Here is a 23507-nt window from a genome sequence, read left to right as displayed (position 1 = left end):
AATCTTATCACTAATAACCTTCTTATATAGGCAGTGGCGCCTCAGTTTTTATCCACCCCTAACCGCTTTGCGCCATATTCCATTCCGAGCACGATCAACACACCAACCACACATAAAGTTATAGAAGGGTATAGATAAGACGGATTTCCTGTAATTTCGGAATAAAGAAACGGGGAAACATTGGACTGAACCAGGGGCACCACCTCGCCATGACGATCCACCATTGTTTCAACCACCTCTTTCCAGGGCCAAATAATCTTCAGAGACCCAATCAGCACCCCAGTCAAAAACGCCATGGTGGCCGCCTGATAGCGGTGCAACAACCAACCCAGCAAGTGGGAAAACGCCAGTAATCCGACACCACAGCCGAGAGCGAAAGGAATCAATACACCGAAGTTCAATGCCGAGATGGCTTCCACAACACGGGAATACATCCCCATCATCAGCAACAGAAAGCCGCCGGAGATTCCCGGCAGAATCATCGCACAGATCGCAATGGCCCCGGCCGCGAAGACAATGAATCCCGACTCTGGCAACTGAGTCGGCACCAGGCTCGACACCGCCAGCGCCGCGGCGAGTCCCGCCAGTAGCAATACCGCTCGTTGCCAGTTCCAGGATCCGATCTGTTTAAGGAGATGTATAGACGACGCCAGTATCAATCCAAAGAAGAAGGACCACACCAACACCGGATAGGTATCCAACAGATAGGTCACCACATTGGCGAGGCTGAAAACACTGATGAGAATGCCACCAAAGACGGCCACCAGAAAATTGCCATTGATGTGTCGCCATGCCGCGGGCACACCTTCACGGAAGAGCATAAGCAACGCTTGATGATCACAGCGCCGCAGCGAATCGATCAAATCGGTATAGATACCGGTAATGAACGCAATGGTTCCACCTGACACACCGGGAATCACATCCGCGGCACCCATGGCCATGCCCCGCAACACAACGGAGGCGTGATAAGAAAGAGACTGTCGCATCAAAGACCTTAATAACGTGAAGAGATCGGAAGGAAATCAGCGGGTGGTACCGGATACCAGAGGTACAAATCTGACCGCATCGAGCTTATGAATATCAAATTGGTCGCTATCGCCACGGCGGATAACCAATTGTAGAACCTGTTTCTCACCACCGACGGGTATGACCAAAATACCGTTTGGGGCCAACTGTTCCTGCAATTCAACCGGCAGTATTCGCGGCGCAGCGGCACTGAGAATACCATCAAACGGCCCTCGTTCCGGCCAGCCAAATCCGCCATCCGCATGGCGCATATCGACATTGGTGAGATTCAACTGGCGCAGCCTATCCCGCGCCTTATTCTGCAACGGTCGAATCCTCTCAACGCTGAAAACACGACCAACCAACTGCGCCAACACCGCCGTTTGATAACCGGATCCGGTTCCCACTTCGAGTACTTTGCTCAGCGGATTCCCGTAATGAGCCGCTGTCTGCAGTAGAATTTCTGTCATGCGGGCAACGATAAACGGCTGCGAAATCGTCTGCCCATAGCCGATCGGCATGGCCGTATCTTCATAGGCTCTGTGGGCAAATGCCTCATCCAGAAAAATATGTCGGGGTGTTTTGGCGATCACTTCCAGGACTTCATCACTGGAAATACCTCGTTCAACAAGCTTTTGCACCAAACGCTGTCGCGTTCGTTCAGACGTCATACCGACGCCACCTAACTGGAAATCATTCATTGCGCGTTATTTGTCACCTTCCCGGACAAAACTAATCCCAATGTGTATATTGCAATGACATTCGCAGAGCTAATTACCGTCCTGGTAAAGCCAAACAAACTGCACTTGCCTGCTCAGTTTTCGAGCAACTTATCCACGTTTTTCCTCACTCCTTGCAGGAGTTTCCTCTAACTGTACGATTTCACGCAATACAGATGTAGCATAGCACCCAGGCGGCAGCTTGAAACGCAACTCGATTTCATCCGCCAATACTGACCAGGTAAAATCTTCTGGCAAGCAGGCCAACGAGCGCCGCTCCTGCTTAAGACCAACATGCTCCAATGCATTCTGCCAAGCCGCCCACGCTTGCAGACTGGAGCTCTCAACCTGGGCAGACTCTCCGGCCACACGGGTGCGGCCCCGGCCCCAAAGAGGTCCGGTAGGCAAACCATTCTCCAATACATCACCGTCGATGGGCGTCTGCCAGGTATCCAGAGCCACCCGTGCGGAAAGCACCTGATTAAATAAGTAAGAGCGAGCTGCCGACAATTTAAAACCATCACGGCCCTTTACCCGACGAACTCCCCGATCAACCATCGATTGCCACTCGGTCAGATTATTCCCCTCTCGGCCAAACCTCTGCAAGCCAAAATAATTCGGCACGCCCTGCTGGGCCACCTGCTGTAATCGGGTTTGCATCGCGGCAATATCAATAGGACGGGAGGGATAGAGCCGAATCACAAAACGATTGCCCTGATGGTCTCCGCGCCTTAATTTGGTGGGATGCCTGCCGCTCGCAAGCACTCGCACACCATCCAGCTCCATTGCCGACCAATCCGGATCCTTCTTGCCAGGCAATTGCAGACTCATCCACTGGGTGGTCACCGCGCGGCGGTCTTTTAATCCGGCGTAGCCGACGGTTCTCGCGTCTACCTCTGCGACTCGCGCCAGTTCAACGGCGACCCAAGCGGTATTCTGATTCGTCTTTTCGATCTGTACGTAGAGATGTTCCCCCTCCCCTTCCGGCTCAAAGCCAAGCAATTCGTCCACGCGAAAATCGTCGGGCGAGCGCTTGAAGGCGGCACTGGCGACAGGTTGCCCCAGCGCAAACGACCAGTTGACATCAAACTCCATATCAACGACGTCCCCGTCGAGCTCGACCATTGCGCTTGCTCTCACCTTTACGCCCTGCCGCGCCCTTGCGCGGTAAAGACGGTTCACGCATCGATCTGGCCTGACTCCCCAGAGCGGCCTGCATTCCCCGAGTCGAGCGGCCTTTTGTTTTGCTGCCCTCTGCGGGCACCAATTGGCCTTTACCCGCACCGATAAGATCGGCCCGCCCCAACTTTTGTAAGGCCTCACGCAGTAGCGGCCAGTTTTTCTCATCGTGATAACGTAAAAACGCCTTGTGTAATCGACGCTGATCCAAGGTTTGCGGAACAAACAGCGGCTCGCTTTTATAGCTCAATTTCTGCAGCGGATTACGGCGGGAATGGTACATAGCCGTCGCCAAAGCCATGGGAGACGGATAAAAGGTCTGCACCTGATCCACCCGAAACCGGTTCTGCTTTAACCACAGCGACAGCTGCAGCATATCTTCATCTTCACAGCCTGGGTGAGCCGCGATGAAATAGGGAATGAGATACTGCTCCTTGCCAGCCTCTTTCGAGAAGCGATCAAACAGCGTTTTAAACTCATAGTAAGTGCCCATCCCCGGCTTCATCATTTTTTCCAGGGTATTGTCTTCACTGTGCTCTGGCGCAATTTTGAGATAGCCCCCCACATGGTGGCTGACCAGCTCGCGCACATACTCATGGTCGAGGACGGCAAGGTCATAGCGCAGCCCCGACGCAATAGAGATTTTCTTAACGCCTTCAATCTGCCGGGCTTTGCGATAGAGCTGAGTCGTCGGGCTGTGATCCGTCACCAGGTTTTTACAGATGGTGGGATAAACACAGGACAATCGACGACAACTGGCATGGATCTCAGCGCTCTTGCAGTTGAGCTGATACATATTGGCCGTAGGGCCACCCAAATCGGAAATGGAACCAGTAAAGCCTGGTACCTGATCACGAATGGTTTCGATCTCTTTGAGAATGGAAGATTCCGAACGACTTTGAATCACCCGCCCCTCATGCTCGGTAATCGAGCAAAATGTGCAGCCACCAAAGCAGCCACGCATAATATTGACGGAGGTTTTGATCATCTCGAAGGCGGGAATTTTCGCCTCTCCATAGGCCGGATGAGGACGGCGCTGGTAAGCCAGCTCAAAGACACCATCCAGTTCTGGCGTTTCTAAGGGAATCGGCGGCGGGTTCACCCAGATCTCACGATTGCCGTGACGCTGCACCAATACTCTGGCGTTGTGGGGATTGGATTCCTGATGGAGCACGCGAGAAGCGTGGGAATACAACACCGGATCGCGACTGACCTTTTCAAACGATGGCAGGCGCACATAGGTTTTGTCTCTTTCCCACTCGCTTTTTCCCTGCAGCGGCATAGGGATAATTCGCACCGCCTGCTCCTCATCTCCCGCCTCTGCAGATGCCTGACTGCACTCACCAGATTCGTTGGGCGCCGTGTATTCATAAGGGTTTGGTAAGGTGTCGATATGCTTGGGCCAGTCGACGCGGGTAGAATCAATTTCTGTCCAACCAGGAGTAACCGTTTTGCGCAGGAATGCCGTGCCGCGAATGTCCATCATATCGGCCACTGGCACCCCTCGCGCCAGCCGGTGGGCAACATCGGCAATGGCCCGCTCCGCATTTCCGTAGAGCAGAATATCCGCACCACTGTCGACCAAGACAGAGCGGCGCACCTGATCGCTCCAGTAATCATAATGGGCAATACGGCGCAGGCTGGCCTCGATGCCCCCGAGCACCAGCGGTACATCCGGGAAAGCCTCACGACAGCGATGGCTGTACACAGTAACGGCTCGGTCAGGGCGTTTGCCAGACTCACCACCGGCGGTATAGGCATCGTCATTACGGAATTTCAAATCCGCGGTGTAACGATTGATCATCGAATCCATGTTGCCGGCAGAAATTCCGAAGAACAAATTCGGCTTGCCCAACGCTTTGAAGGCGTCGGCACTGCGCCAGTCCGGCTGAGCAATAATGCCTACCCGAAATCCCTGGGACTCCAGAAATCGCCCCATGACGGCCATGCCAAAACTGGGGTGATCCACATAGGCATCACCGCAGACAATAATGACGTCACAGGAATCCCATCCCAACTCATCCATCTCGCGCCGTGACATCGGCAAAAAAGGCGCTGTCCCAAAACATTCCGCCCAGTATTTCGGATAACCGAACAAGGGAGATGCCTTATGTGGGGTGACAACCGCATGACTCATAACTATGGCTCCAGACCCTGGGGTCTGTCAGGAAATGTGTATTGGCAACAAGGGCGTAGGTTGCTATCGATTCTGGGCGCAGGCTTCTATCGATTACAGTGTAGAAAACAGGGTTTTCGGCCCGAACCCGATAATCTCTCGCCAAAACAATAATTGTCCCAAATTTGCTTGATTCATAATAGAGGCAGACGCAATTGAAGAGAATTAGACGCCAAATGACGCAAGCGGGATACATTCCTGTAACAATCATTGGACAAAAGTAAATCAGTGTAAAAGACTTCTTAAAGCTCCCGACAAGCGGGCACATAGCCGTTAAGCTATGTAAAAAAAGCGTCGCCCAAACGCGTCGTTTCAGACACGTACCCAAAGGGCCGATGGAAACGTTACCTCTGGCTGCTGCAACGTGGTCATCAGGTAGGTTAATAACCCTGATGTGTACAACGACATTCACCTTTTGCGATGTAGCCCCGTGATATCCAAACTCACTTTTTTTCGATCCGCCACCTTGGCGACAACCTGCGCCAGTCTCTTATGCGCCTGTAGCTCCACACCGGTTTCGAACAAAGTCGATAGTGAACTTCTCACGCTCGCCCCCTACGCATACGACGCCGATGAGAGCAATGATGCCCTCAATGCCCCCTCCAGTTGGCTCGAGACGTTTACCGATCCGGAATTGGTCAAGCGAGTCCATTTGGCGATAGACCAAAACTTTTCCCTTGAAGAAGCCCGCTATCGGGTCGAAGCTGCCTGGCAACAGCGGCGGGCCACCCGCGGCGGTCTGTTGCCTCAATTCGATTTGGACCTGGGGGCACAACGCAGTGGAGGTGGCAACTCGGACAACAGCCTTAGCGATTCCAACACGAGCAACGAGCAATTTGATATCAGTGCCGGGCTCTCGTGGGAAATTGATCTTTGGGGCCAGCAGCGCGATAGCTTAAAAGCAGACGACTACCTATGGCAGGCCGAAAAAGCCAGTTACATGGCTTCCCGCATTTCTCTGGCGGGTCAAGTGGCGAAAGCCTGGTATCAGTGGGTGACTGAAAACCAATTACTGCAATTGTTTGAACAGCGCGTTGGCAACCTCGAAACCAATCTCGACATCATTCAGGATGGGTATCGACGCGGTATTGATAGTGCTTTGGACGTCTATCTCGCCCGCAGCGACCTGGCCAGCGAGCGCAGCAATCTCAACGCACAACGCCAATTGGAAGTCGAAGCTGCTCGCGAACTGCAATTGCTGATGGGACGCTACCCCACGGGCAAACTGGAAGGCTTGTCACCATCGACACAGCTCTTACCCGAGCTGCCAGTCCTTGGTAGCGAACAATCACTCAGCAGTGATCTGGTGCGCTCCCGCTATGATTTGCAAACCAGCTTTCTAACACTGGCCGCAGCGGATCGCGATCTGGCCGCCGCCCATAAAGCGCGCTTTCCCTCGTTTAGTATATCGGCGAGCTATGGGCGCGACAGTGACGATTTTTCGGATCTATTTGATGGCAGTGACTTCGCCTGGAATCTGCTCGGCAACCTCACGCAACCGATATTTCGAGGTGGTCAGCTGCAGGCTCAGGAGAAACAACAGGAAGCCGAACTACGCCAAGCCGAACAACAATATCTCGATGCCTTGTACACCGCATTCAGCGAAGTCGAGAACGGGCTGACCAATGAAACCTACCTAAGAGAGCAGTTAAAACACCTGCTCAACTCCAAGGCCGATGCCGAAGCCGCCGAAGAGCTGGCCTTTGACGAGTATCGCCAAGGATTACAAACCTATGCTTACGTGCTGGAAGCCCAGCGAAGTGCCTTCACCGCACAAAACAGTGTATTAAGCCTGCGCAACGAGTTGCTGCAAAACCGTATTAATCTTTATCTCGCTCTTGGGGGCGATTTTTAACTTATGGAACAGTCAGACTCTACGGATATCCGTTTAAATCGCCGCAAAGTTTTTGGAGCCCTCGCCGTTCTCGGAGCCTTTATTGGTTGCGCCTACTTATTTGGCACCTTTAAACCGCACCCCCAAATGCGACCACCAGAACAAATGGCCGTGCTAAAAGTGGACAGTCAGATAATACAGCCGGTCGACTATCAGATTACCCTCAGTAGTTTTGGCAACGTGCGCCCACGAACGCAGAGCCTTTTAGTCTCACAAGTCAGCGGTCAGATCGTCAACGTCAATCCCGCCTTTAGAGACGGCGGCTTCTTCGATAAAGATGACATCCTGGTTGAAATCGATGATCGAGATTACCAGTACGCTGTCTCTGCTGCCGAAGCGGATCTGTTGCAGGCAAAACTGGCTCTCGTAGAAGAAAAGGCACAATCGAATCAAGCGGCCCGAGACTGGGAACGATTAGGTGACGGTGAAACCGCACCCGAGCTGGTTCTACGCAAACCTCAACTTGCCGCCGCCGAAGCCGAAGTGATGTCGGCAGCATCGAGCCTGGAAAAAGCGAGACTGGATCTGAGCCGCACCAAAATCCGCGCGCCCTTTTCCGGTCGCGTACTGTCGACGTCAGCAGACCTCGGCCAATACATTGGCAGCAATAGCGAGATTGGCGAAATTTTCGCCACTGATGTGGTCGAAATCCGCTTGCCGCTGAAAAACAGTGAGCTGGAACTGATCGACCTGCCGGAGTACTTTCGCGGAGAGGACGTCCGTATTGCCAACTTTCCCTCAGTGACACTGACCAGTCGCCTCGGCAAGGCGGAGACCTGGCCCGGCAGTATTGTTCGCGCCGAAGCCGCACTGGATGACGACAGTCACCAGCTCTATGTTGTGGCGCAAATCGAAGATCCATTCAACCGCGAAAACCACGATCAAACGCCGTTGAAAATTGGCCAATATGTTACTGCCAACATCGATGGACGCCTGATTCCGAACGCTCTGGTGGTACCAACCAGCAGCATTTATCAAGGCAGCTTCGTCTACGTCGTCACCGACGGCGTTCTGCAGCGGCGGGAAATCGACATCTTGTATCAAAGCGCAGAAGAAACCGTCGTCGCCAATGGGTTGGAGGCAGGCAGCGAGATCGTCACCACACCGCTGGGCCAAGTTGCCAGTGGCACCCCCGTGCAAACATCGAGTGCTCAGACGGCCAACGCTGACAGTCGTCCGCCCTTTCAACCTGAAAAGCGGAATCTCTGATTATGATCGCCTGGTTTACTCGCAATCATGTTGCCGCCAACCTGCTCATGGCCCTACTTCTGTTTTTGGGTCTGTATTCGCTGAACAATAAAATTCCGCTGGAGGTGTTTCCCGATTTTGGTTACGACACCATCAGTGTGTCCGTCAGTTTGCGCGGCGCAACACCAGAAGAAGTGGAACAAACTGTTTCTATTCGAATTGAAGAAGCCGTTCAGGATCTGGAAGGCATCAAAAAAATCAGCAGTCGCTCCAGCGAAGGCAGCGGCTCCGTCACCATCGAAGTCGACAATGGCTACGATCCACGGGAATTGCTTAACGATGTCAAAACCCGTGTCGACGCCATCAATACCTTTCCGACCGATGCAGAAAAGCCCGTCATCAGTCTCGCGATTCGTACACGGGAGGTGATCAGCGTCGCCGTTTCCGGCGAGTTCAGTGAGAAAGAAATTCGCCAGCAGGGTGAGCGGGTTCGCGACGAACTTCTCAGAGTTCCCGGCGTGACTCAAGTGGAACTCAATGACGTCAGAGATTACGAAATCTCCATTAATGTCTCTCAGGATATTCTGCGTCAGTACGGGCTGTCTCTCGCCGACGTCGCCGAAGCCATTTCCAACAGTTCACTGGATTTGTCCGCGGGCAATGTCAAAACCAAAGGCGGCGAAGTGCAATTGCGCCTTAAAGGTCAGGCTTATACTCGCCCAGAGTTCGAACGCATTGTGGTAAAAACCAACAGTGACGGCAGTATCATTCGCGTGGGAGATATCGCTCAAGTCAGCGATGCCTTTACCGAAGACCCGCTGATCACACGTTTTAACGGCCGCCCCGCCGCGATGGTTGAGGTCTATCGTGTAGGCACCCAGAGCGCAATTGCGGTTGCAGACGCTGTCAAAGACTATGTTGCAGAGCGCCAGGCAAGCCTGCCGAGAGGACTGGAAATCACCACCTGGCGAGACAACTCAGAGGAAGTGCGCGAACGCTTACACACGCTGACCAGCAATGCGATCCAGGGCGGTGTTCTGGTTCTGGTACTGCTCACCTTGTTCCTGCGACCATCCGTTGCCTTCTGGGTGTTTATCGGTGTACCCGTCAGTTTTATGGGCGCCTTTATGGTGATGCCCTTGTTTGGTGTCACCCTTAACTTGCTTAGCTTGTTTGGATTTATTCTGGTACTCGGCATTGTGGTGGACGATGCTATTGTCACCGGTGAGAATGTCTATCGGCACCTACAACACTCTGACAACAGCCTGCAGGCAACCATTAACGGCACCAAAGAGGTTGCAGCACCGGTAACCTTTGGTGTGTTGACCACAGTGTCGGCGTTTATCCCCATGTTGATGATCGAAGGCCCGAGAGGATCGCTGTTCATGAACATGGCCGTGGTGATTATTCCAATTTTGCTCTGCTCACTGGTCGAGTCCAAGCTTGTTCTCCCCGCCCACCTGAAACACATTAAAGTTCGCAAGCAATCTAAAACCAATCGTCTAACGCGCGCACAGCAGGCATTTGCTGATGGCTTTGAAAAACTGATCATTCGCTATTATCAACCCATTTTGCGAACGGCCATTTCCCAGCGCTACGCCACCCTGGCGGTTTTTGTTGGCATCTTTATTCTACTGGTTGTTCTGCTAAGCAGCGGTTGGATGCGCTTTATTTTCTTCCCGAGAGTACCGTCTGACAATGTGCAGGTCGTCTTGACCATGCCGGTCGGCACGCCTTTTTCGGTCACGGATCAATACGTGCAACGCATCACAGATGCCGCGCTTGAGTTAAAAGAAGAGTACCGGGATAAGGCAACAGGAGAATCACTGATCGCCGATGTTCATTCCAGCAGCGGCAGTGGCGATCGCGGCGCACAAGGCACTTACTACGGGAAGGTTCGGTTTCAGTTAAATGCCAACGATGATATTGCACGCCCAAGCAACGATGAATTAGTTCGCCAGTGGCGGCGTCTGATTGGCAATATACCGGGCGCTGAAACCATCGAATTCCGCGCGGAGATGGGCCACCCAGGCAGCCCGGTAGAAATCGAGTTGAGCGGTAATGACCCCGACAGTCTGCGCGAGGTGGGCGATCTTCTCAAAGAACAACTGGCATTGCACACTGGGGTTTTTGACATCGCCGACAGCATGAGTGACGGCAAACAGGAACTGCAATTACGTCTGCGGCCGGAAGCCTATGCCTTGGGTATGAGCGAATCGGAAGTCATTGAGCAAGTGCGCGAAGCCTTCTATGGCTATGAAGCTCAGCGCATTCAACGCGGCCGCGACGATGTCCGGGTTATGGTGCGTTTTCCTGAAACCGAGCGGCAAGCTGTTGCCAATCTGCAGGATTACCGTATCACCACCGATGATGATCGCACGATTCCTGTCGCTCAGGTCGTCGAATTGGTCCCCGGAGAGAGTCCCAGTGCGATCTACCGTAATAACCTGCAAAGAACACTTACGGTTACCGCAGATATCGACAAAAATACGGTTAATATGACCGTGGTAAATACCAGCTTACAGGCATTTCTGGATTCGACGCTGGTGAAATATCCGGGCATCTCCTACAACTTTGAAGGCGAAGCCAAAGAACAGGCTGATTCTTTCCACAGCCTGACCTACGGCATTATCTTCGTCTTATTTGCCATCTACAGCCTGTTGGCAATTCCGTTTAAGTCTTATTCGCAACCACTCATTGTCATGTCCGTCATTCCCTTTGGCACCATCGGTGCGTTCATGGGCCATTGGCTAATGGGCACATCGCTGACACTGTTCAGTATTTTGGGAATGCTTGCGCTGGTAGGTGTTGTGGTAAACGACAGTCTGGTGCTGGTGGATTTCATCAACAAAGAGCGCAAAGAGCGTGGTCGCCCGCTGTTAGAAGCCATTCAAAACGCGGGTGTCTTGCGCTTCCGCCCGGTCATGCTAACGTCTCTCACCACCTTTTTTGGACTGGTGCCACTGCTGTTTGAAACCAGTCAACAGGCGCAGTTCCTCATCCCCATGGCTATCTCGTTGGGGTTTGGAATCTTGTTTGCAACCTTCGTAACCCTGTTGTTGGTTCCGGTAAATTACCTGATTGCCTGGGAGATTAAAAACTGGTTCCGGGAAGCGCCCAAGTCGATGGGGTCACAGCCACCACAGACAACAGCGATAACCGAATCCTAATTCTCATTTAAGCGGCCGATTGTTTGCTGGCAACTTTTTCTGCAGCAGCACGAAGTCGCTCCCGAACGTCCTGCGCTCCATGCTCTGCATGGGGTGCAATCCTCGGAAAATAGATGGTAAATCGCGTTCCCTTGGCTGGAATGCTGTGCACCCGAATACCACCTCCCAACAATCGTTTGGTCAATTGATGAACCAGATGCAATCCCAGCCCTGTGCCACCATCCCCCCGCCGGGTGGTAAAGAAGGGATCAAATATTCTCGGCAAGACATCTGCGGAAATTCCCCGTCCATTATCGGCAACGCTGATGAGGACATGCTCCTGATTCCGCTCTGCACGACAACTGATTTTGATGGTGCCAATCCACTCATTCTTAAAGCCGTGCGTAACCGCATTGGTCAATAGATTTTCCAAAACCTGCCCCAAGGCACCCGGATAGCTTTCAAGCTGAAGCTCTTGTGGAATATCCACCTCAATTCGATGCCCTAGTTTACGCAGCGGCATGCAGGTCGTCTTAAGCAAGTCATCCACCAATGACTTTAAATCGAACTGACGACGATCTTCGGTCGAGCGATCGGCGGCCAACCGCTTAAACCGCATGATCAAATCTGCGGCTCGCTGCAGATTACCTTGAACCAACTCTAAACCGTCGGGAAATCGCTCCAGAAAGCGATCAAGATCAGAGCGTTTAAGACCATTTTTAACAGCCTGATCCAGTTGATCACCATCTTCCTGTAACGAGGTCAGGGCAATTAACGCCGCGCCAACGGGTGTATTCAACTCATGAGCCACCCCGGCGACCATCAAACCGAGTGAGGATAAGCGCCCGGCTTCCACCAATTCATCCTGTGTTTCTTGCAACCGTTGAACGGTGTTTTTTAAATCTAGGTTTGCTTTTTCTATGTCTTGCTTACGTTGCCGGACTTCTTGTAATGCCTCATCTCTCTGCAACAATGTCAAAACGACACTGCGAATGATAAACAGCATGCTGAATAACATGATTAGGCCGAGGCCAATCGCCATCAAACTTGCTCGATAAACCACCGGTAACACTTGATCAGGATCGATTCTTCCTACCAGCTTCCAAAGATGATCCCGCTGCGATGATGGATTCAGACGCAGCGTAGAAAAGCTCCACAAGCCCCTGTCATTTTCAAATCGGTGATGATCATCAAGAGTCAGCTGCAGCCAGGTTTCAGCGTCTTTTACTGACAGCCGATCTGTGGTTTTGCCGAACATAAACCCCCAAGGCTTTTCGCCTGGGGGCGCGATCAGCCAATCACCCTCTTTATTTAACAGCGTTAATTCAAGCTGATTACGCTCGGCAATTTCAATAATACTCTGCAGAATTGCATCCGCTTTGTAATTGAGGACCACCATCCCCTGTTTGATTCCTGTGGCATCAATCACGGGAGCCACTGCTCGAACAACGGGTTTGTGGGGCGTCTCGATTGCGCCATATTCAACGTTGAGATCCATTGGGGAAAAGTAAATCTCATCTTTTTCCAACCGCATTCCTTCCATCACATAGTAGCGGTCGGCTTTCATTTGCAGACGGTCCGTAGGCGCAAGAGTTACGTCATCCCCACGACGATCAATGCGAATTTTTTCGTAGCCAATAGCATCAATCCAACGAATTTGATCATACTCATTCATGGCATTGGCGAACGACATAAAGCGCTCTTCGGCTTCAGCAAAGCTTCCATCTTCATTGAGATAGGCATGTAGGTCCGCATTGTTCGCCAACCATCGCGCTTCATCCTGAATGTTCCCCAGCATACGGATGATGGTTCGTTCGGCTTCAGAAAGAGACACCTGCAAACGATCGTGTAAAGGCGCACTCAACTGGCTGTAAAATATTCGATAAAGCAGCGTGCAAACCAATAAGGTCACAGCGCTGGCGCCAAACAACAGACGCAGTGACGTAGATTTCGCGGAGCGAGACTGCCGAATGGCGTTAATGAGACGTCTCATACAGACACCCCAAACTCAACTGTGACTCAAGGCCAGGGATCCATCCACTGTTGGTTGGTTTTTAGCCCAGGCGAGGGTTTGATCAAGGGATAAAGGTTTGGAGAAATAATAACCTTGAGCTTCGTGACAGCCCTTGTCGAGCAGCATTTTCGACTGGTCGATGCGCTCTACACCTTCGGCGAGAATGTTCATGTGAAAACTTTCGCCCAATCGAATAATGGTGTCAATAATGGGTGACTCATCGACCCGGTCATCCAACTGATCCACAAACGCTTTATCAATTTTCAACCGGTCTGCGGGCAGCAAGTGCAACTGCGCCAGAGAGGAGAATCCCGTACCGAAATCATCAATAGCAACTCGAACGCCCATACTGCGCAAATGGTTTAATTGACCACACACGTTTTCAAAATTACTCATGGCGGCGGATTCGGTAACTTCCACCTCTATAAGGCTCGGTTTAATTCCCGTATCTTTGATAATTTTCAGCAGCCGGGGGGCCAGGTCACTGGCTTCAAACTGCAAGGCGGATAAGTTAATTCCGATACGAAAGTGTTTAAGCCCGCCCTGCTCCAGTAGCTTGGCTGCGCGACAGGATTGAGTAAAGATCTGCTCACCCAATTCCATAATCAAGCCGCTGGTTTCCGCCAAAGGAATAAATTCAAGCGGTGACACTGGCATACCACTGTCGAGCTTCCAGCGAGCGAGGGATTCGAATCCTGTCAACCGACCAGTGGCAATATCCAATTGGGGTTGCAGGACAATTTGCAATGAGTGTTGCTGTAAAGCCTTGTGCAATTCCTGCAGCAATTGAAATTGCCGGGTGTTGCGCAGATCATTATCGGAGCTATAGATAACATGCTGACTGATGCCTTTTCGTCTTGCAGTTTTCAACTCAATGCCCGCCCTGGTAAGAACTTCCAGCGCTGAATCTGTTGCCAATCGCAAGGGAAACGAGACAGAACTTAAGTTAACCGTTACCGGATGCTCGGTGTCACCAAACATCGCGACAAACAGGCTGTCAATCTGACCTTTGGCCACCACATCCGTGCGACCCAATGCTGCGAACTGGTCGTCTTTTATGCGTGCCACGAGAACACTTTGGTCAAAACACTTGCGTAAACGCGAGCTGACCTCCTCCAGCAGAGCGTCACCCCAAATTGCCCCCAAAGACGCATTAAAGCCGGAGAAATTGTCAATATCCAAGAGTTGCAGGGTGTATTCCTGCTTAAAACCCGAATGCAAAACCTGTTTTAACGAACGCAACAGAAAATTGCGGTTGGGAATTTTTAGAAGCTCATCTTCATAGGCGAGACGATCCAGCTGACTGATGAGCGAGACATTTTGAAAGCCGCTGCATACATTCATACTGAAAACACGCAACAACTCAATTTCTGTAGGCTCAAGATCGCGCCCCGTCGCCAGATAAATGGCATAGTCTGCACCGGCCATTTCATCCGGAAAAAACAGACAGGTATGCTCAGGCGATGACACATTATTGCGCTGCTCCAAACACGTTTCGATGGTTGCAATAATGTCGGGCTGACCAATATCGTCCAACGAACAGTTGTTACAGCCGACGAACTTTCCACTCGCCGTTATGACTTGGTTTTCATACAGAGGGCTGTGGTTTTCCGGCTCTGAACGCACACATACGATACCCTCTCTCGGGACATGTAAAATTCTCGAAAGCTGATCCAACACCTTATCGGCCAGTTCTTGAGTATTGCGGGCGGCGTAAATTAAATTGCCCGATTCGACGATCAATTGCAGGCCACGCTTAGCCGCCATTGTCGCCCGGAGCTGTTCATAGGAACGCCAATTAGCGGTGAGAATGGATTTCAATCGAGTGGCGCTGAGTTCCGATTTTATCCAATAGTCATTGATGTCGTAATTCGCCATGACATCATCCACCGGCGCAATCCCCGGCTGGCCAGTAACCAAGACGATGCGAACTTCCTCATTGCCGAGAAGCTCGCGTACCGACTTTACCAAACGCAAACCCGCCCGGTCGGTCTCCATCACCACATCGACAAGCATGATGGCGATGTCGCGGGTTTCCGACAAAATGCGCGCAGCCGCAAAGTAATTGTTCGCCTGAAGTAACTCAACCGGATGCCCCAGTATCTTTAAGCGAGCAATGGCAAACCGGGTGGATTTTTGAAAGTCGGGATCATCATCAACAGTGAGAACTTTGATGGTACGCTTTCGGCATACAGGACTTTCCGAAATTTCTTCTGCAAATACGAGAGGTTGTTCAGTGGACATGGGATTATCGCCTTAGGCACGATCACTCAAAAAAGGGGGAAAACGTCATTGACGGCATAGAATCAAACGAAGCTTCCAACTAAAAAGACGTCAGCATTCCTCTAGTCACGTTATAAATTAGAGATTCCTTTTATTTAAAGCCTAGGCGATTCCGCTCATGGAATCAGATTGATTACTTATATCGAGCAATCTGTTGCTGAGGAGAAAAGATCTATCAAGCCACTGATTTCCAGTAGGTTTCTGGCCAGCAACTTTGTAAAAACTTCACCAATTTTACCGAGCAAAAAGAAAACACTTCTGTGTCCCTGTAAAAACCCACCAAATTTGAGACTCACCACGAAATAGTTGCCCCGTCCACACGCTGCATCTCAGGCGTTTTTCGCTTTTCAACGGTGGCCATCCACAATCTGGCACATCGCCTGCATAAGTCATCGAAACCATTGAATAAACCGACTGAGCTCTTAATGATTTTTTCACCATTACGGAGCAGTCATTTGAATATCGGAGGATCCATGATAGAGCCAACGATTATTGAAGAAAAAAAGCCATCCAAAGTAGGCGCCAGTTTTGAGTCTGTGGATGAAGCCAGACAAGCTGCCAACGAGCTGCGACAAACACTGGATATCGACAGTTTAGAAATACATATCGTCACACCGGCAGATGAAACTCTAGAATCAGCGCTTGAACCTGAGGCCCGAGGCGTGAAGCGAACGATGTTCCAGGCCCATAAAACCATGGGCTACTTCGGCATCGGAGGCGGCGTCATCCTGTATCTGTTGCTAACGCTGTTTGATGTCAGCTTTATCAGTGCCAGCCCTCTATTGAGTCTGCTTGTGCTGGCAGCGGTAGGTGGATTCATTGGTCTGCTGGTTGGCGGGTTAATCACCCTGCGGCCCGACCATGATCCACTGATTCACTTTGCCCGCAAGGCACACGCCAGTAAGCAGAGCCTGGTATTGGTACACGCAGAGACACACCATCAGAAAAAGCTGGTCAAAATGTACCTTCGCCACAGAGCCGATCACGTCATCAGCACCTTATAACCCCCCTTTATGGCGCCAGAAACTTCTTATACTGATTTTCTGGCGCCCCTCGCTTCATCCCGCCCTCCCCGCGACAATTGGCGGCCAAGCCCCTCAGCCGCTGGTTAAATTTCCAACAAATTTGTTCGCCTCTGTAAGGTTTCTACACGACTCCTGGTCTTGATATTCGACGCTGCACAACGCAGTGAAACAACTCAAGGAGATTTCGATGAAACCACAACAATTGCTTACCCTTACTCTGGCAGGCCTGACCACAGCGGTTTTGACCGCATCGCCCGCTGCACTTGCCGCCAAGCCTGGTTATGAAAAATGCATGGGCGTCGTCAAGGCCGGAAAAAACGATTGTGGCACCTCGCAGCACGCCTGTGCCGGTATGGCCAAAAGTGATGGCGGCGAAGAGTGGGTCTATCTACCCGAAGGCGTTTGCGAAAAGCTGTCTGGCGGTGAAGTTAAGTCCTAATTCGTTGTGCTAAGCCGGGGTTAACCTGTTTTTACGCCTCGGCAACCAACTCTGGAAGATACAGATGCATTCCCTATTACCGGCGCTCGGACTGCGTACACCTCATTACGACGCGTTTTTTGCAGCCAAACCCGCTCTATCACTGGTCGAGTTACACAGCGAAAACCATATGGCAGAGGGTGGCACAGGGCGTTCTATTGTCGGCGACATCGCCGCTATTGCCCCCTTGAGTCTGCATGGCGTCGGCCTGTCGCTCGGCAGCGCCGACGGCATTGAACCTGGCCACCTGCGCAAGCTTAAGTCTCTGGTTGATGAATTTGACCCTCTTTTGGTTTCAGACCATCTGTGCTGGTCACGCATCGGAGAGGTGCATTCCCATGGTTTGCTACCCCTGGCTATGAACCGAGAAGCGATCGATAGTGTTGTCGCGAATATCGATCGGGTTCAGCAATTTCTGGGGAGAGAACTGCTGGTCGAAAACATTGCTACCTATGTCATTCCTGATTCCAGTGATATTCCCGAATACGACTTTATCGCTGAAGTCATCGAAAAGGCCAATTGCGGATTACTGCTCGATATCAGCAACATTTTTGTCAATTGCCACAACCATGGCCTGTCACCGGGAGATTTCTGGCAAACACTGCCCTGGCAGCGGATCAAAGAAATTCATCTGGGTGGCTATGAATATCACGATTCACTACTGATTGACGCTCACAACGGTTTTATTGATCGTAAACTCCTCGATCAGCTTCCCGAGATTTTAAAGAATCTGACGGCTCCGGTTCCACTCCTGGTGGAGTGGGACGAAGAGCTATCCGATTTCGACACCTTGCTGTCGGAAGCAAAAACCGTCAACGCCTGCTACTGCAACAGCAATTTCGAAGAGGCATGCCGTCATGTCGTCACTGGCTGAACAACAGCGATCCTGGCTTCTGTCTCTCTTTAATACCGGCACGCTGACACCGGGAATGAACGTCTATCGGAAACACTTTCTCGGCGTCCATGGCAGAGCCCTGCAAGACACCTACCCGCTAACCGCAGCGCTGCTCGGCAAGCACCATTTTCGGGTTAAAGCACAGCAACTGCTCTGCCAGCATCCTGTTTCCAGTGGTGATCTGAACGATTTTGGCGATGCGTTAAGTGCCGTGTTAGAGCAAGATCCCAAAGCACCTTCGGGCAGTCACCAACTGGCAGATTTTGAATGGCAGAAGCATTTATGTCTGCGACAACGGGATAGTACTGAAGCATCGCGCATCACGCCCGATAATTTGCCAGCGCTCAACCTCACGAACGTACGGCTTGTTGCATCCTGCATTTTGCAGCACTACTTGTGGCGGGTTGACTTATACGCGGCCGGGCTAACCGAATCACTAGAGCGAGAAAACGTACGCTTGTTACTTTTCCGACAAGGGAATTCCGTTTTCCAGCGCGAACTCTCACAACAAGAATGCGAACTTATCCAGCTATTGAACCGCCCGCAGAAAAACAAACAGCACTCTGCCGGTATCTTGAAAGATTCCCAATCCATATCGGATTTATCCGTTGCAGATACACAAGAATGCATCGATTTATTGCAATTTTTACTGCAAGCCCAACTTTTGACCAAAGAGGAATAACAACATGATCCACTGGCTCTGGGATAAATACGCCAACCAAACACACTGGGTACACAGCCTTGCGCTGCTGGCCGTGCGTCTGTGGCTGGCGTTGATTTTTTTCAAATCCGGGTTGGTCAAAATCTCTTCCATGGAATCAACCACGGCCCTTTTTGCCTACGAGTACGCTGTACCCATTTTGCCCGCCGCAATCGCCGCCTGGTTGGCAACAGCGATTGAACTGGTTCTACCACCACTTTTGGCGATTGGTTTCGCTACTCGCCCGGTAGCTGTTCTTCTCTTTCTATTTAATGGTATTGCTGCGGTCTCCTATCCGGATATCTCTGCAGCGGGATTGATCCAGCATCAACTTTGGGGCTTGGCTCTCCTAGTTGCCATACTGTGGGGACCGGGGCGCCTCTCTTTGGCACCAATGGTAAACTCTTTCTATCTTCGCTCGCATTCAGGAGTGCTTTCGTGAAGAACGCTGAAACGGAATTTGAACTGACGGTACGCGCCTACAGCAGCGACTTGTACCGCTACGCATATTGGCTGTGTCGACAGAGTCACCACGCCGAGGACCTGGTCCAGGAATCACTCCTCAGAGCGTGGAAACACTGGCATAAAATCGAAGATCGCGACGCCGTGAAAAGCTGGCTTTTTACCATCGTTCGCCGTGAATTTTTACGCAGCCTAAGCAAAAGCCAACGCCACAATTTCGAGAGTTTGGACGAAGACGCTTATGCGCGTATTCCAGACAAAAATCTCAATCCGGAAGATGCCCACGGCCTGCGACAACTGTTGATGGAAATTCCGGAGAACCTCAGCGAACCTCTGGTACTGCAAGTACTCGGCGGTTTTACCGGCGCCGAAATTGGCGCCATGCTGAGCATCAGTGAAGGCGCCGTCCTCACCCGACTCAGCCGTGCCCGCCAATGGTTACGGCAAAAATTTGAACCACGCAGCGCTCGGACTCAAGCTCTATGAACAACAAAATCACTTGTCTGGATGTACGTCGTCTGGTCACGGCCGATCCGAAAAACGGAGCCCGCCAGGTCGCAGATCACCTGCAGGAATGTGACGCCTGCTGTAAATTCACCCGCAAGCTTCTTAAACAGGAAGACGTACTGCGAGAGGCGCTTTGCGTCCCTGTACCTGAAGGCCTAAATGAACGGCTGCTGTTGCGAAAGCGACTGCGATTTCAACGCCTGCGCAACGGCATGGCGATGGCAGCGGCGGTTCTGGTGGCTGTGGCGGTGGTTTTAACACTACCTGAAACCCGCACGCGTAATACCTCCGAGTGGGCAATGATTGCCGCGCAGCATGTCAGCGCCGAAGCCTCCCATTTGAACGACACGAACACTCTCAGCTGGGTGCACGTATCACATCAATTGGCGAGATTTGGCGTCCGACTGCCTAATGACTTTTCAGAAACCATTGGCAAAGTTGTCTTTCTGGAAAATTGTCCAATGCCGAATGGCAAAGGATTACATATGGTGATTGATTCGCCGTCTTACGGTCGCTTTACCTTGATCATACCGCCACCAGGCAGTCATGCAGAACCGGGCGAAGCCAGATATGGTGATTTTTATGCGGCGATTTTACCGGCACAAGGCATATCGCTTGCTGTCATTGCCGAAGATCCAGGCACGCTTGATAACCTGATCGACCGCTTTGAAGGGCCTCAATTTGCGGTTCAGAATCACCTGGATCACCGGCGCACTCTGGCCTATTTGAACCTCTAGTTACGCGCCAATCTTACGTTTCGTGAGCGCCATAATTTCGCCCCAGGAATCATCCATCTGGGGCAACCAGCGGGCAAGGATGGGGGACGTGGCCGCCTCCTTGTCCCAGTTTTTATAGAGCGTCAGATATTTGTAGATAAACACGGAAACACGAATATTCATGGCGCAGTGAATTAAGACCGTTTCGCCCTCGAGGGCTTTCATCAGTCGTATAAAACGCCGCAGATCCTCTACGGTCGGATTGTCAAAACACACCGGTAGGTGAATATAGGTCATCCCTGCCCCGACCACCTCTTCGCCTTCGTTAACCGGAGCATCCTCATCGCCATAATTGGATAGATTGATGACAACTGACACACCTTCATCGCTGATGTATTGCCATTCGTCGGCTTGGGGCTGGCCAGAAGTAAGCAAATGATCGGAAAAACGGTGAAAGTGAAGCAACTGCATAGTGGATTCTGGCTGGAACTATCTATCAATGGGAGGAAGAGCGAAAGAAACCCTTGAGGACAAGGAGATGACCCGGATGTCTGTTGTGAGATTTGTCTATCGTTGAATAAGCTGCATCCTGGCGCGTTATTGTGTGATTTACCGAAAATAGTCCGACCGTTGAGCCCCAGAGCTCAACTGAATTTCAGTAGGATTCTCTCACATTATAGAAGCCAATCGTCAACAAAGGTACTCGAGGTTCCAAAATCGCCGCGAGAGTCATCCTAATGAACAGGAAAATGAGTAAAATCCTCCCGGCTGTTCACTGGCCGTTCAGCCACAGAAGCCCACACTATCGACCTTCTCAGAGCCTGCGGGTTCAGGTGTGGTTGACGAAAATACTTCCAGCCACTCGGTTTGGACGTATCATTCGTCATGGAAATGCCTGAATAACATATAATCTGCTCATCTGGATGGAACGGAAAACAGATAATGAAACGATTTTTTATCACAACAACCTTATTCTTATTGCTTGCCGCCTGCGCAACCAGCCCAACGGGACGCAAACAGCTGATGCTGATTTCCCCGGAGTCCGCCATTGTCGAATCTCAGAAAGCCTATATTGGCACCATGAAGGAACTCGATGAGCAGCAAAAGCTGGTGACCGACCCCAAACTCGTCAGTCGCATTAAAACCATTACTGGCCGTCTGGTGACCGAAGCGACCGTCATGTATCCAAATACAAAGGATTGGGAATGGAGTGTGGCCATTATTGACGACCCGGAAACGCTCAACGCCTGGTGTATGGCTGGCGGTCGCATGGCCATCTATACCGGCATCATCAACAAATTAAATCTGACCGACGACGAAATTGCTCAGATTATGGGCCATGAGATTTCCCACGCTCTCGCCAACCACACGGCAGAACAGATGTCCCGAGCTATGGCGATGAACGCAGGTATCCTGGTTGCAGGTGTAGCAACCGACAGTAATGCTCTGGCTCTGACCGGCGCAGCTCTCGCCGCCAAGGTTGCGCTGCAACTGCCCAACAGCCGTACCGCTGAATCTGAAGCGGATCGTATTGGAATCGAACTGGCCGCCAAAGCCGGCTATTCACCAGACGCCGCCGTGACCCTATGGCAGAAAATGGGTGAAGCCGGTGGCAAAGCTCCCCCGCAATTCTTGAGTACTCACCCATCACCCGCCAACCGTAAAGAGCGGCTATCAGAGCTTGGACCAGAGATGAAACAGCTTAATCCTAACGGGACCAAAGCAGACGTCTTTCCCATTACTATTGTTCAATAAACAATCTCCATTCCCGCGGGCTAATCTCTGGCCCGCGGCCAATCTCAGCAAGCCTTCTCACATCATCAAATTAATTGAATAACACCTTTCAATTAATCAAATTTATAAGTCCCAGCGTCCCCCCTAGACTAATAGTTATCAACTACAGGGGAGTCACCATGAAAAAGACCATGACGTTCGCCGCCGTACATATGTCTGTGGCATTTACGGTGGGTTATGTAATGACAGGCGATATTGCTGTTGGCGGCGCGCTCGCCTTGGTGGAGCCGGCCATCAATACCGTTGCCTACTACTTTCACGAAAAAGTCTGGCAGCGGCAACAGCCTGACATTCAACAAGCGCCGATGACGACAGTCGGGTAGGACAGACGACCGGGCTGGAACCGCAGCCCGCTGCCGGTTACCATCGTCCACTTACAGGTCTGCCGCAACCAGATATCTGGTCTTTACGTAGAAAGTGAGCATGTAAAACCCCAGGCTCAAAACAAGCCGACTCTCTTTTGACTTTACCCTGGCGATCGACAAAATCCTCTTGGCATAGCGACGAATCGCAACTGGAAGTAACTATGGTATTTTACGGAAAACTCATTGGCGCCATATTAGGCTTATTAGCCGGAGGCCCTATCGGTGCCGCAGTCGGCGCGCTTATTGGCCACATATTTGATCGAGGCTTTTTTCGCACCCTATCGGTCAGCGATGAAGCCGAAGTGCAGCAGATTCAAGAGACCTTCTACGAAACCACCTTTGCCATGATGGGATACCTCGCCAAGGCAGATGGCCGCGTCAGCGAAGAAGAGATTGCCGGTGCCGAGGCACTGATGAACCGCTACCAAATAAACGGCGCCGACCGGGAACGGGCCATCGGTTATTTCAAAGAAGGTTCCAGCACCGATTTCGATTGGAATTCCCGTCTCGACGGGTTCAGAACCAAAATTGGCCTGCGACAGCAGCTTGCCAATCTCCTACTTGAATTCCTCATCACCATTGCCATGGCCGATGGTGAATTACACAGCGCCGAACGGCAAATTTTAATTGATGTCGCCGCCAAGCTGGGCTTTAACCTGCAACAATTCGAGCGCATGCTGGAAATGTTGACGGCGCAAAGTCATTTCCAGCAGAACCAGAGCGCTCAAACCAGCGCGTCTCGATTGCAGGATGCCTATGCGGCACTTGGCGTAAAAGAATCCGATGATGATCGCACCATCAAAACCGCGTACCGCAAATTAATGAGCGAACATCATCCCGATAAACTGATTGCGCGTGGCGTGCCAAAAGAAATGGTGCAAATGGCAACCGAGAAATCTCAGGAGATTCAAGCGGCCTACGAGCTTATTAAAAAATCTCGTAAATAATTGACAATTAC

20 protein-coding genes are annotated in these 23507 nt (G+C 51.5%); 13 read left to right on the top strand and 7 right to left on the bottom strand.

Annotated features, from left to right (window positions below):
• Nucleotides 1-41 precede the first annotated feature (41 nt).
• The 4 genes from ACXAFR_RS09255 to ACXAFR_RS09240 form a co-directional block, all read right to left on the bottom strand.
• Nucleotides 42-986 carry a polyprenyl-phosphate transporter gene (locus ACXAFR_RS09255; RefSeq protein ID WP_475175939.1) on the bottom strand — a complete coding sequence of 315 codons (945 nt, stop codon included), beginning with the start codon at nt 984-986 and terminating at the stop codon, nt 42-44.
• Between the two features lie 36 nt (nt 987-1022).
• On the bottom strand, nt 1023-1676 hold the full coding sequence (locus tag ACXAFR_RS09250; protein ID WP_475175938.1) for a protein-L-isoaspartate(D-aspartate) O-methyltransferase: 654 nt from the start codon (nt 1674-1676) through the stop codon (nt 1023-1025).
• A gap of 159 nt (nt 1677-1835) precedes the next feature.
• Nucleotides 1836-2864, bottom strand: coding sequence for a tRNA pseudouridine(13) synthase TruD (gene truD, locus ACXAFR_RS09245; RefSeq protein WP_475175935.1), 1029 nt, complete (start codon nt 2862-2864; stop codon nt 1836-1838).
• Nucleotides 2821-5040 (bottom strand): YgiQ family radical SAM protein, encoded by a 2220-nt coding sequence (locus tag ACXAFR_RS09240; protein ID WP_475175933.1) that lies wholly within the window; start codon nt 5038-5040, stop codon nt 2821-2823. The genes truD and ACXAFR_RS09240 overlap by 44 nt, the downstream gene beginning before the upstream one ends.
• A 469-nt stretch (nt 5041-5509) precedes the next feature.
• On the opposite strand from ACXAFR_RS09240, the gene ACXAFR_RS09235 reads away from it, so the two are divergent.
• Genes ACXAFR_RS09235 through ACXAFR_RS09225 form a run of 3 tightly spaced genes read left to right on the top strand, consistent with a single transcriptional unit; the run spans nt 5510 to nt 11331 of the window.
• Nucleotides 5510-6934 carry a TolC family protein gene (locus ACXAFR_RS09235; RefSeq protein ID WP_475175931.1) on the top strand — a complete coding sequence of 475 codons (1425 nt, stop codon included), beginning with the start codon at nt 5510-5512 and terminating at the stop codon, nt 6932-6934.
• Nucleotides 6935-6937: 3 nt separating this feature from the next.
• The gene (locus tag ACXAFR_RS09230; RefSeq protein ID WP_475175928.1) at nt 6938-8182 is read left to right on the top strand and encodes an efflux RND transporter periplasmic adaptor subunit; all 1245 of its coding nucleotides are present in this window, start codon (nt 6938-6940) and stop codon (nt 8180-8182) included.
• Between the two features lie 2 nt (nt 8183-8184).
• A complete protein-coding gene (locus tag ACXAFR_RS09225; RefSeq protein ID WP_475175927.1) occupies nt 8185-11331 on the top strand; it encodes an efflux RND transporter permease subunit in 3147 nt (1048 codons plus the stop codon).
• A gap of 7 nt (nt 11332-11338) precedes the next feature.
• Here ACXAFR_RS09225 and ACXAFR_RS09220 read toward each other — a convergent pair whose 3' ends face one another.
• Entirely contained in the window at nt 11339-13303 is a 1965-nt protein-coding gene (locus ACXAFR_RS09220; protein WP_475175924.1) for a sensor histidine kinase, read from the bottom strand.
• A gap of 15 nt (nt 13304-13318) precedes the next feature.
• A complete protein-coding gene (locus ACXAFR_RS09215; protein ID WP_475175921.1) occupies nt 13319-15568 on the bottom strand; it encodes a bifunctional diguanylate cyclase/phosphodiesterase in 2250 nt (749 codons plus the stop codon).
• A gap of 512 nt (nt 15569-16080) precedes the next feature.
• On the opposite strand from ACXAFR_RS09215, the gene ACXAFR_RS09210 reads away from it, so the two are divergent.
• The 7 genes from ACXAFR_RS09210 (at nt 16081) to ACXAFR_RS09180 (ending at nt 20411) form a co-directional block, all read left to right on the top strand.
• On the top strand, nt 16081-16611 hold the full coding sequence (locus tag ACXAFR_RS09210) for a hypothetical protein (RefSeq protein ID WP_475175919.1): 531 nt from the start codon (nt 16081-16083) through the stop codon (nt 16609-16611).
• Between the two features lie 208 nt (nt 16612-16819).
• Nucleotides 16820-17071, top strand: a complete 252-nt coding sequence (locus ACXAFR_RS09205) for a BufA1 family periplasmic bufferin-type metallophore (RefSeq protein WP_475175917.1) — start codon at nt 16820-16822, stop codon at nt 17069-17071.
• A gap of 64 nt (nt 17072-17135) precedes the next feature.
• Complete coding sequence (locus tag ACXAFR_RS09200; RefSeq protein WP_475175915.1) at nt 17136-17984, top strand: MbnB/TglH/ChrH family RiPP precursor modification enzyme; 849 nt, start codon at nt 17136-17138, stop codon at nt 17982-17984.
• Nucleotides 17968-18687, top strand: coding sequence for an HvfC/BufC family peptide modification chaperone (locus tag ACXAFR_RS09195; protein ID WP_475175913.1), 720 nt, complete (start codon nt 17968-17970; stop codon nt 18685-18687). The genes ACXAFR_RS09200 and ACXAFR_RS09195 overlap by 17 nt, the downstream gene beginning before the upstream one ends.
• A 4-nt stretch (nt 18688-18691) precedes the next feature.
• Complete coding sequence (locus ACXAFR_RS09190) at nt 18692-19147, top strand: DoxX family protein (RefSeq protein WP_475175912.1); 456 nt, start codon at nt 18692-18694, stop codon at nt 19145-19147.
• Nucleotides 19144-19653: a sigma-70 family RNA polymerase sigma factor gene (locus tag ACXAFR_RS09185; RefSeq protein WP_475175910.1), complete on the top strand. Its 510-nt coding sequence runs from the start codon at nt 19144-19146 to the stop codon at nt 19651-19653. Before ACXAFR_RS09190 ends, ACXAFR_RS09185 begins: the two co-directional genes overlap by 4 nt.
• Complete coding sequence (locus ACXAFR_RS09180; RefSeq protein ID WP_475175909.1) at nt 19650-20411, top strand: DUF3379 family protein; 762 nt, start codon at nt 19650-19652, stop codon at nt 20409-20411. Before ACXAFR_RS09185 ends, ACXAFR_RS09180 begins: the two co-directional genes overlap by 4 nt.
• Here the strand turns inward: ACXAFR_RS09180 and ACXAFR_RS09175 are convergent, their stop codons facing one another.
• The gene (locus ACXAFR_RS09175) at nt 20412-20861 is read right to left on the bottom strand and encodes a protein tyrosine phosphatase family protein (protein WP_475175906.1); all 450 of its coding nucleotides are present in this window, start codon (nt 20859-20861) and stop codon (nt 20412-20414) included.
• A gap of 471 nt (nt 20862-21332) precedes the next feature.
• On the opposite strand from ACXAFR_RS09175, the gene ACXAFR_RS09170 reads away from it, so the two are divergent.
• From ACXAFR_RS09170 to djlA, 3 genes are all read left to right on the top strand, one after another.
• On the top strand, nt 21333-22145 hold the full coding sequence (locus ACXAFR_RS09170; protein WP_475175905.1) for a M48 family metallopeptidase: 813 nt from the start codon (nt 21333-21335) through the stop codon (nt 22143-22145).
• 158 nt (nt 22146-22303) lie between these two features.
• Nucleotides 22304-22507 carry a DUF2061 domain-containing protein gene (locus tag ACXAFR_RS09165; RefSeq protein WP_475175903.1) on the top strand — a complete coding sequence of 68 codons (204 nt, stop codon included), beginning with the start codon at nt 22304-22306 and terminating at the stop codon, nt 22505-22507.
• 203 nt (nt 22508-22710) lie between these two features.
• Nucleotides 22711-23496 carry a co-chaperone DjlA gene (gene djlA, locus ACXAFR_RS09160; RefSeq protein ID WP_475175901.1) on the top strand — a complete coding sequence of 262 codons (786 nt, stop codon included), beginning with the start codon at nt 22711-22713 and terminating at the stop codon, nt 23494-23496.
• Nucleotides 23497-23507: the final 11 nt, after the last annotated feature.

This window comes from Pseudomaricurvus sp. ABR4_320, assembly GCF_056159445.1.
Note: the sequence above shows the minus strand (reverse complement) of the source record. Positions and strands in the feature narration are given on the sequence as shown.

What these genes read in the sequence shown, in the direction of transcription:
- ACXAFR_RS09255 (WP_475175939.1), bottom strand. Translation starts at nt 986, where the DNA reads ATGCGACAGTCTCTTTCTTATCACGCCTCCGTTGTGTTGCGGGGCATG.
- ACXAFR_RS09250 (WP_475175938.1), bottom strand. Translation starts at nt 1,676, where the DNA reads ATGACGTCTGAACGAACGCGACAGCGTTTGGTGCAAAAGCTTGTTGAA.
- ACXAFR_RS09240 (WP_475175933.1), bottom strand. Translation starts at nt 5,040, where the DNA reads ATGAGTCATGCGGTTGTCACCCCACATAAGGCATCTCCCTTGTTCGGT.
- ACXAFR_RS09230 (WP_475175928.1), top strand. Translation starts at nt 6,938, where the DNA reads ATGGAACAGTCAGACTCTACGGATATCCGTTTAAATCGCCGCAAAGTT.
- ACXAFR_RS09225 (WP_475175927.1), top strand. Translation starts at nt 8,185, where the DNA reads ATGATCGCCTGGTTTACTCGCAATCATGTTGCCGCCAACCTGCTCATG.
- ACXAFR_RS09220 (WP_475175924.1), bottom strand. Translation starts at nt 13,303, where the DNA reads ATGAGACGTCTCATTAACGCCATTCGGCAGTCTCGCTCCGCGAAATCT.
- ACXAFR_RS09215 (WP_475175921.1), bottom strand. Translation starts at nt 15,568, where the DNA reads ATGTCCACTGAACAACCTCTCGTATTTGCAGAAGAAATTTCGGAAAGT.
- ACXAFR_RS09210 (WP_475175919.1), top strand. Translation starts at nt 16,081, where the DNA reads ATGATAGAGCCAACGATTATTGAAGAAAAAAAGCCATCCAAAGTAGGC.
- ACXAFR_RS09205 (WP_475175917.1), top strand. Translation starts at nt 16,820, where the DNA reads ATGAAACCACAACAATTGCTTACCCTTACTCTGGCAGGCCTGACCACA.
- ACXAFR_RS09200 (WP_475175915.1), top strand. Translation starts at nt 17,136, where the DNA reads ATGCATTCCCTATTACCGGCGCTCGGACTGCGTACACCTCATTACGAC.
- ACXAFR_RS09195 (WP_475175913.1), top strand. Translation starts at nt 17,968, where the DNA reads ATGTCGTCACTGGCTGAACAACAGCGATCCTGGCTTCTGTCTCTCTTT.
- ACXAFR_RS09190 (WP_475175912.1), top strand. Translation starts at nt 18,692, where the DNA reads ATGATCCACTGGCTCTGGGATAAATACGCCAACCAAACACACTGGGTA.
- ACXAFR_RS09180 (WP_475175909.1), top strand. Translation starts at nt 19,650, where the DNA reads ATGAACAACAAAATCACTTGTCTGGATGTACGTCGTCTGGTCACGGCC.
- ACXAFR_RS09175 (WP_475175906.1), bottom strand. Translation starts at nt 20,861, where the DNA reads ATGCAGTTGCTTCACTTTCACCGTTTTTCCGATCATTTGCTTACTTCT.
- ACXAFR_RS09170 (WP_475175905.1), top strand. Translation starts at nt 21,333, where the DNA reads ATGAAACGATTTTTTATCACAACAACCTTATTCTTATTGCTTGCCGCC.
- ACXAFR_RS09165 (WP_475175903.1), top strand. Translation starts at nt 22,304, where the DNA reads ATGAAAAAGACCATGACGTTCGCCGCCGTACATATGTCTGTGGCATTT.
- djlA (WP_475175901.1), top strand. Translation starts at nt 22,711, where the DNA reads ATGGTATTTTACGGAAAACTCATTGGCGCCATATTAGGCTTATTAGCC.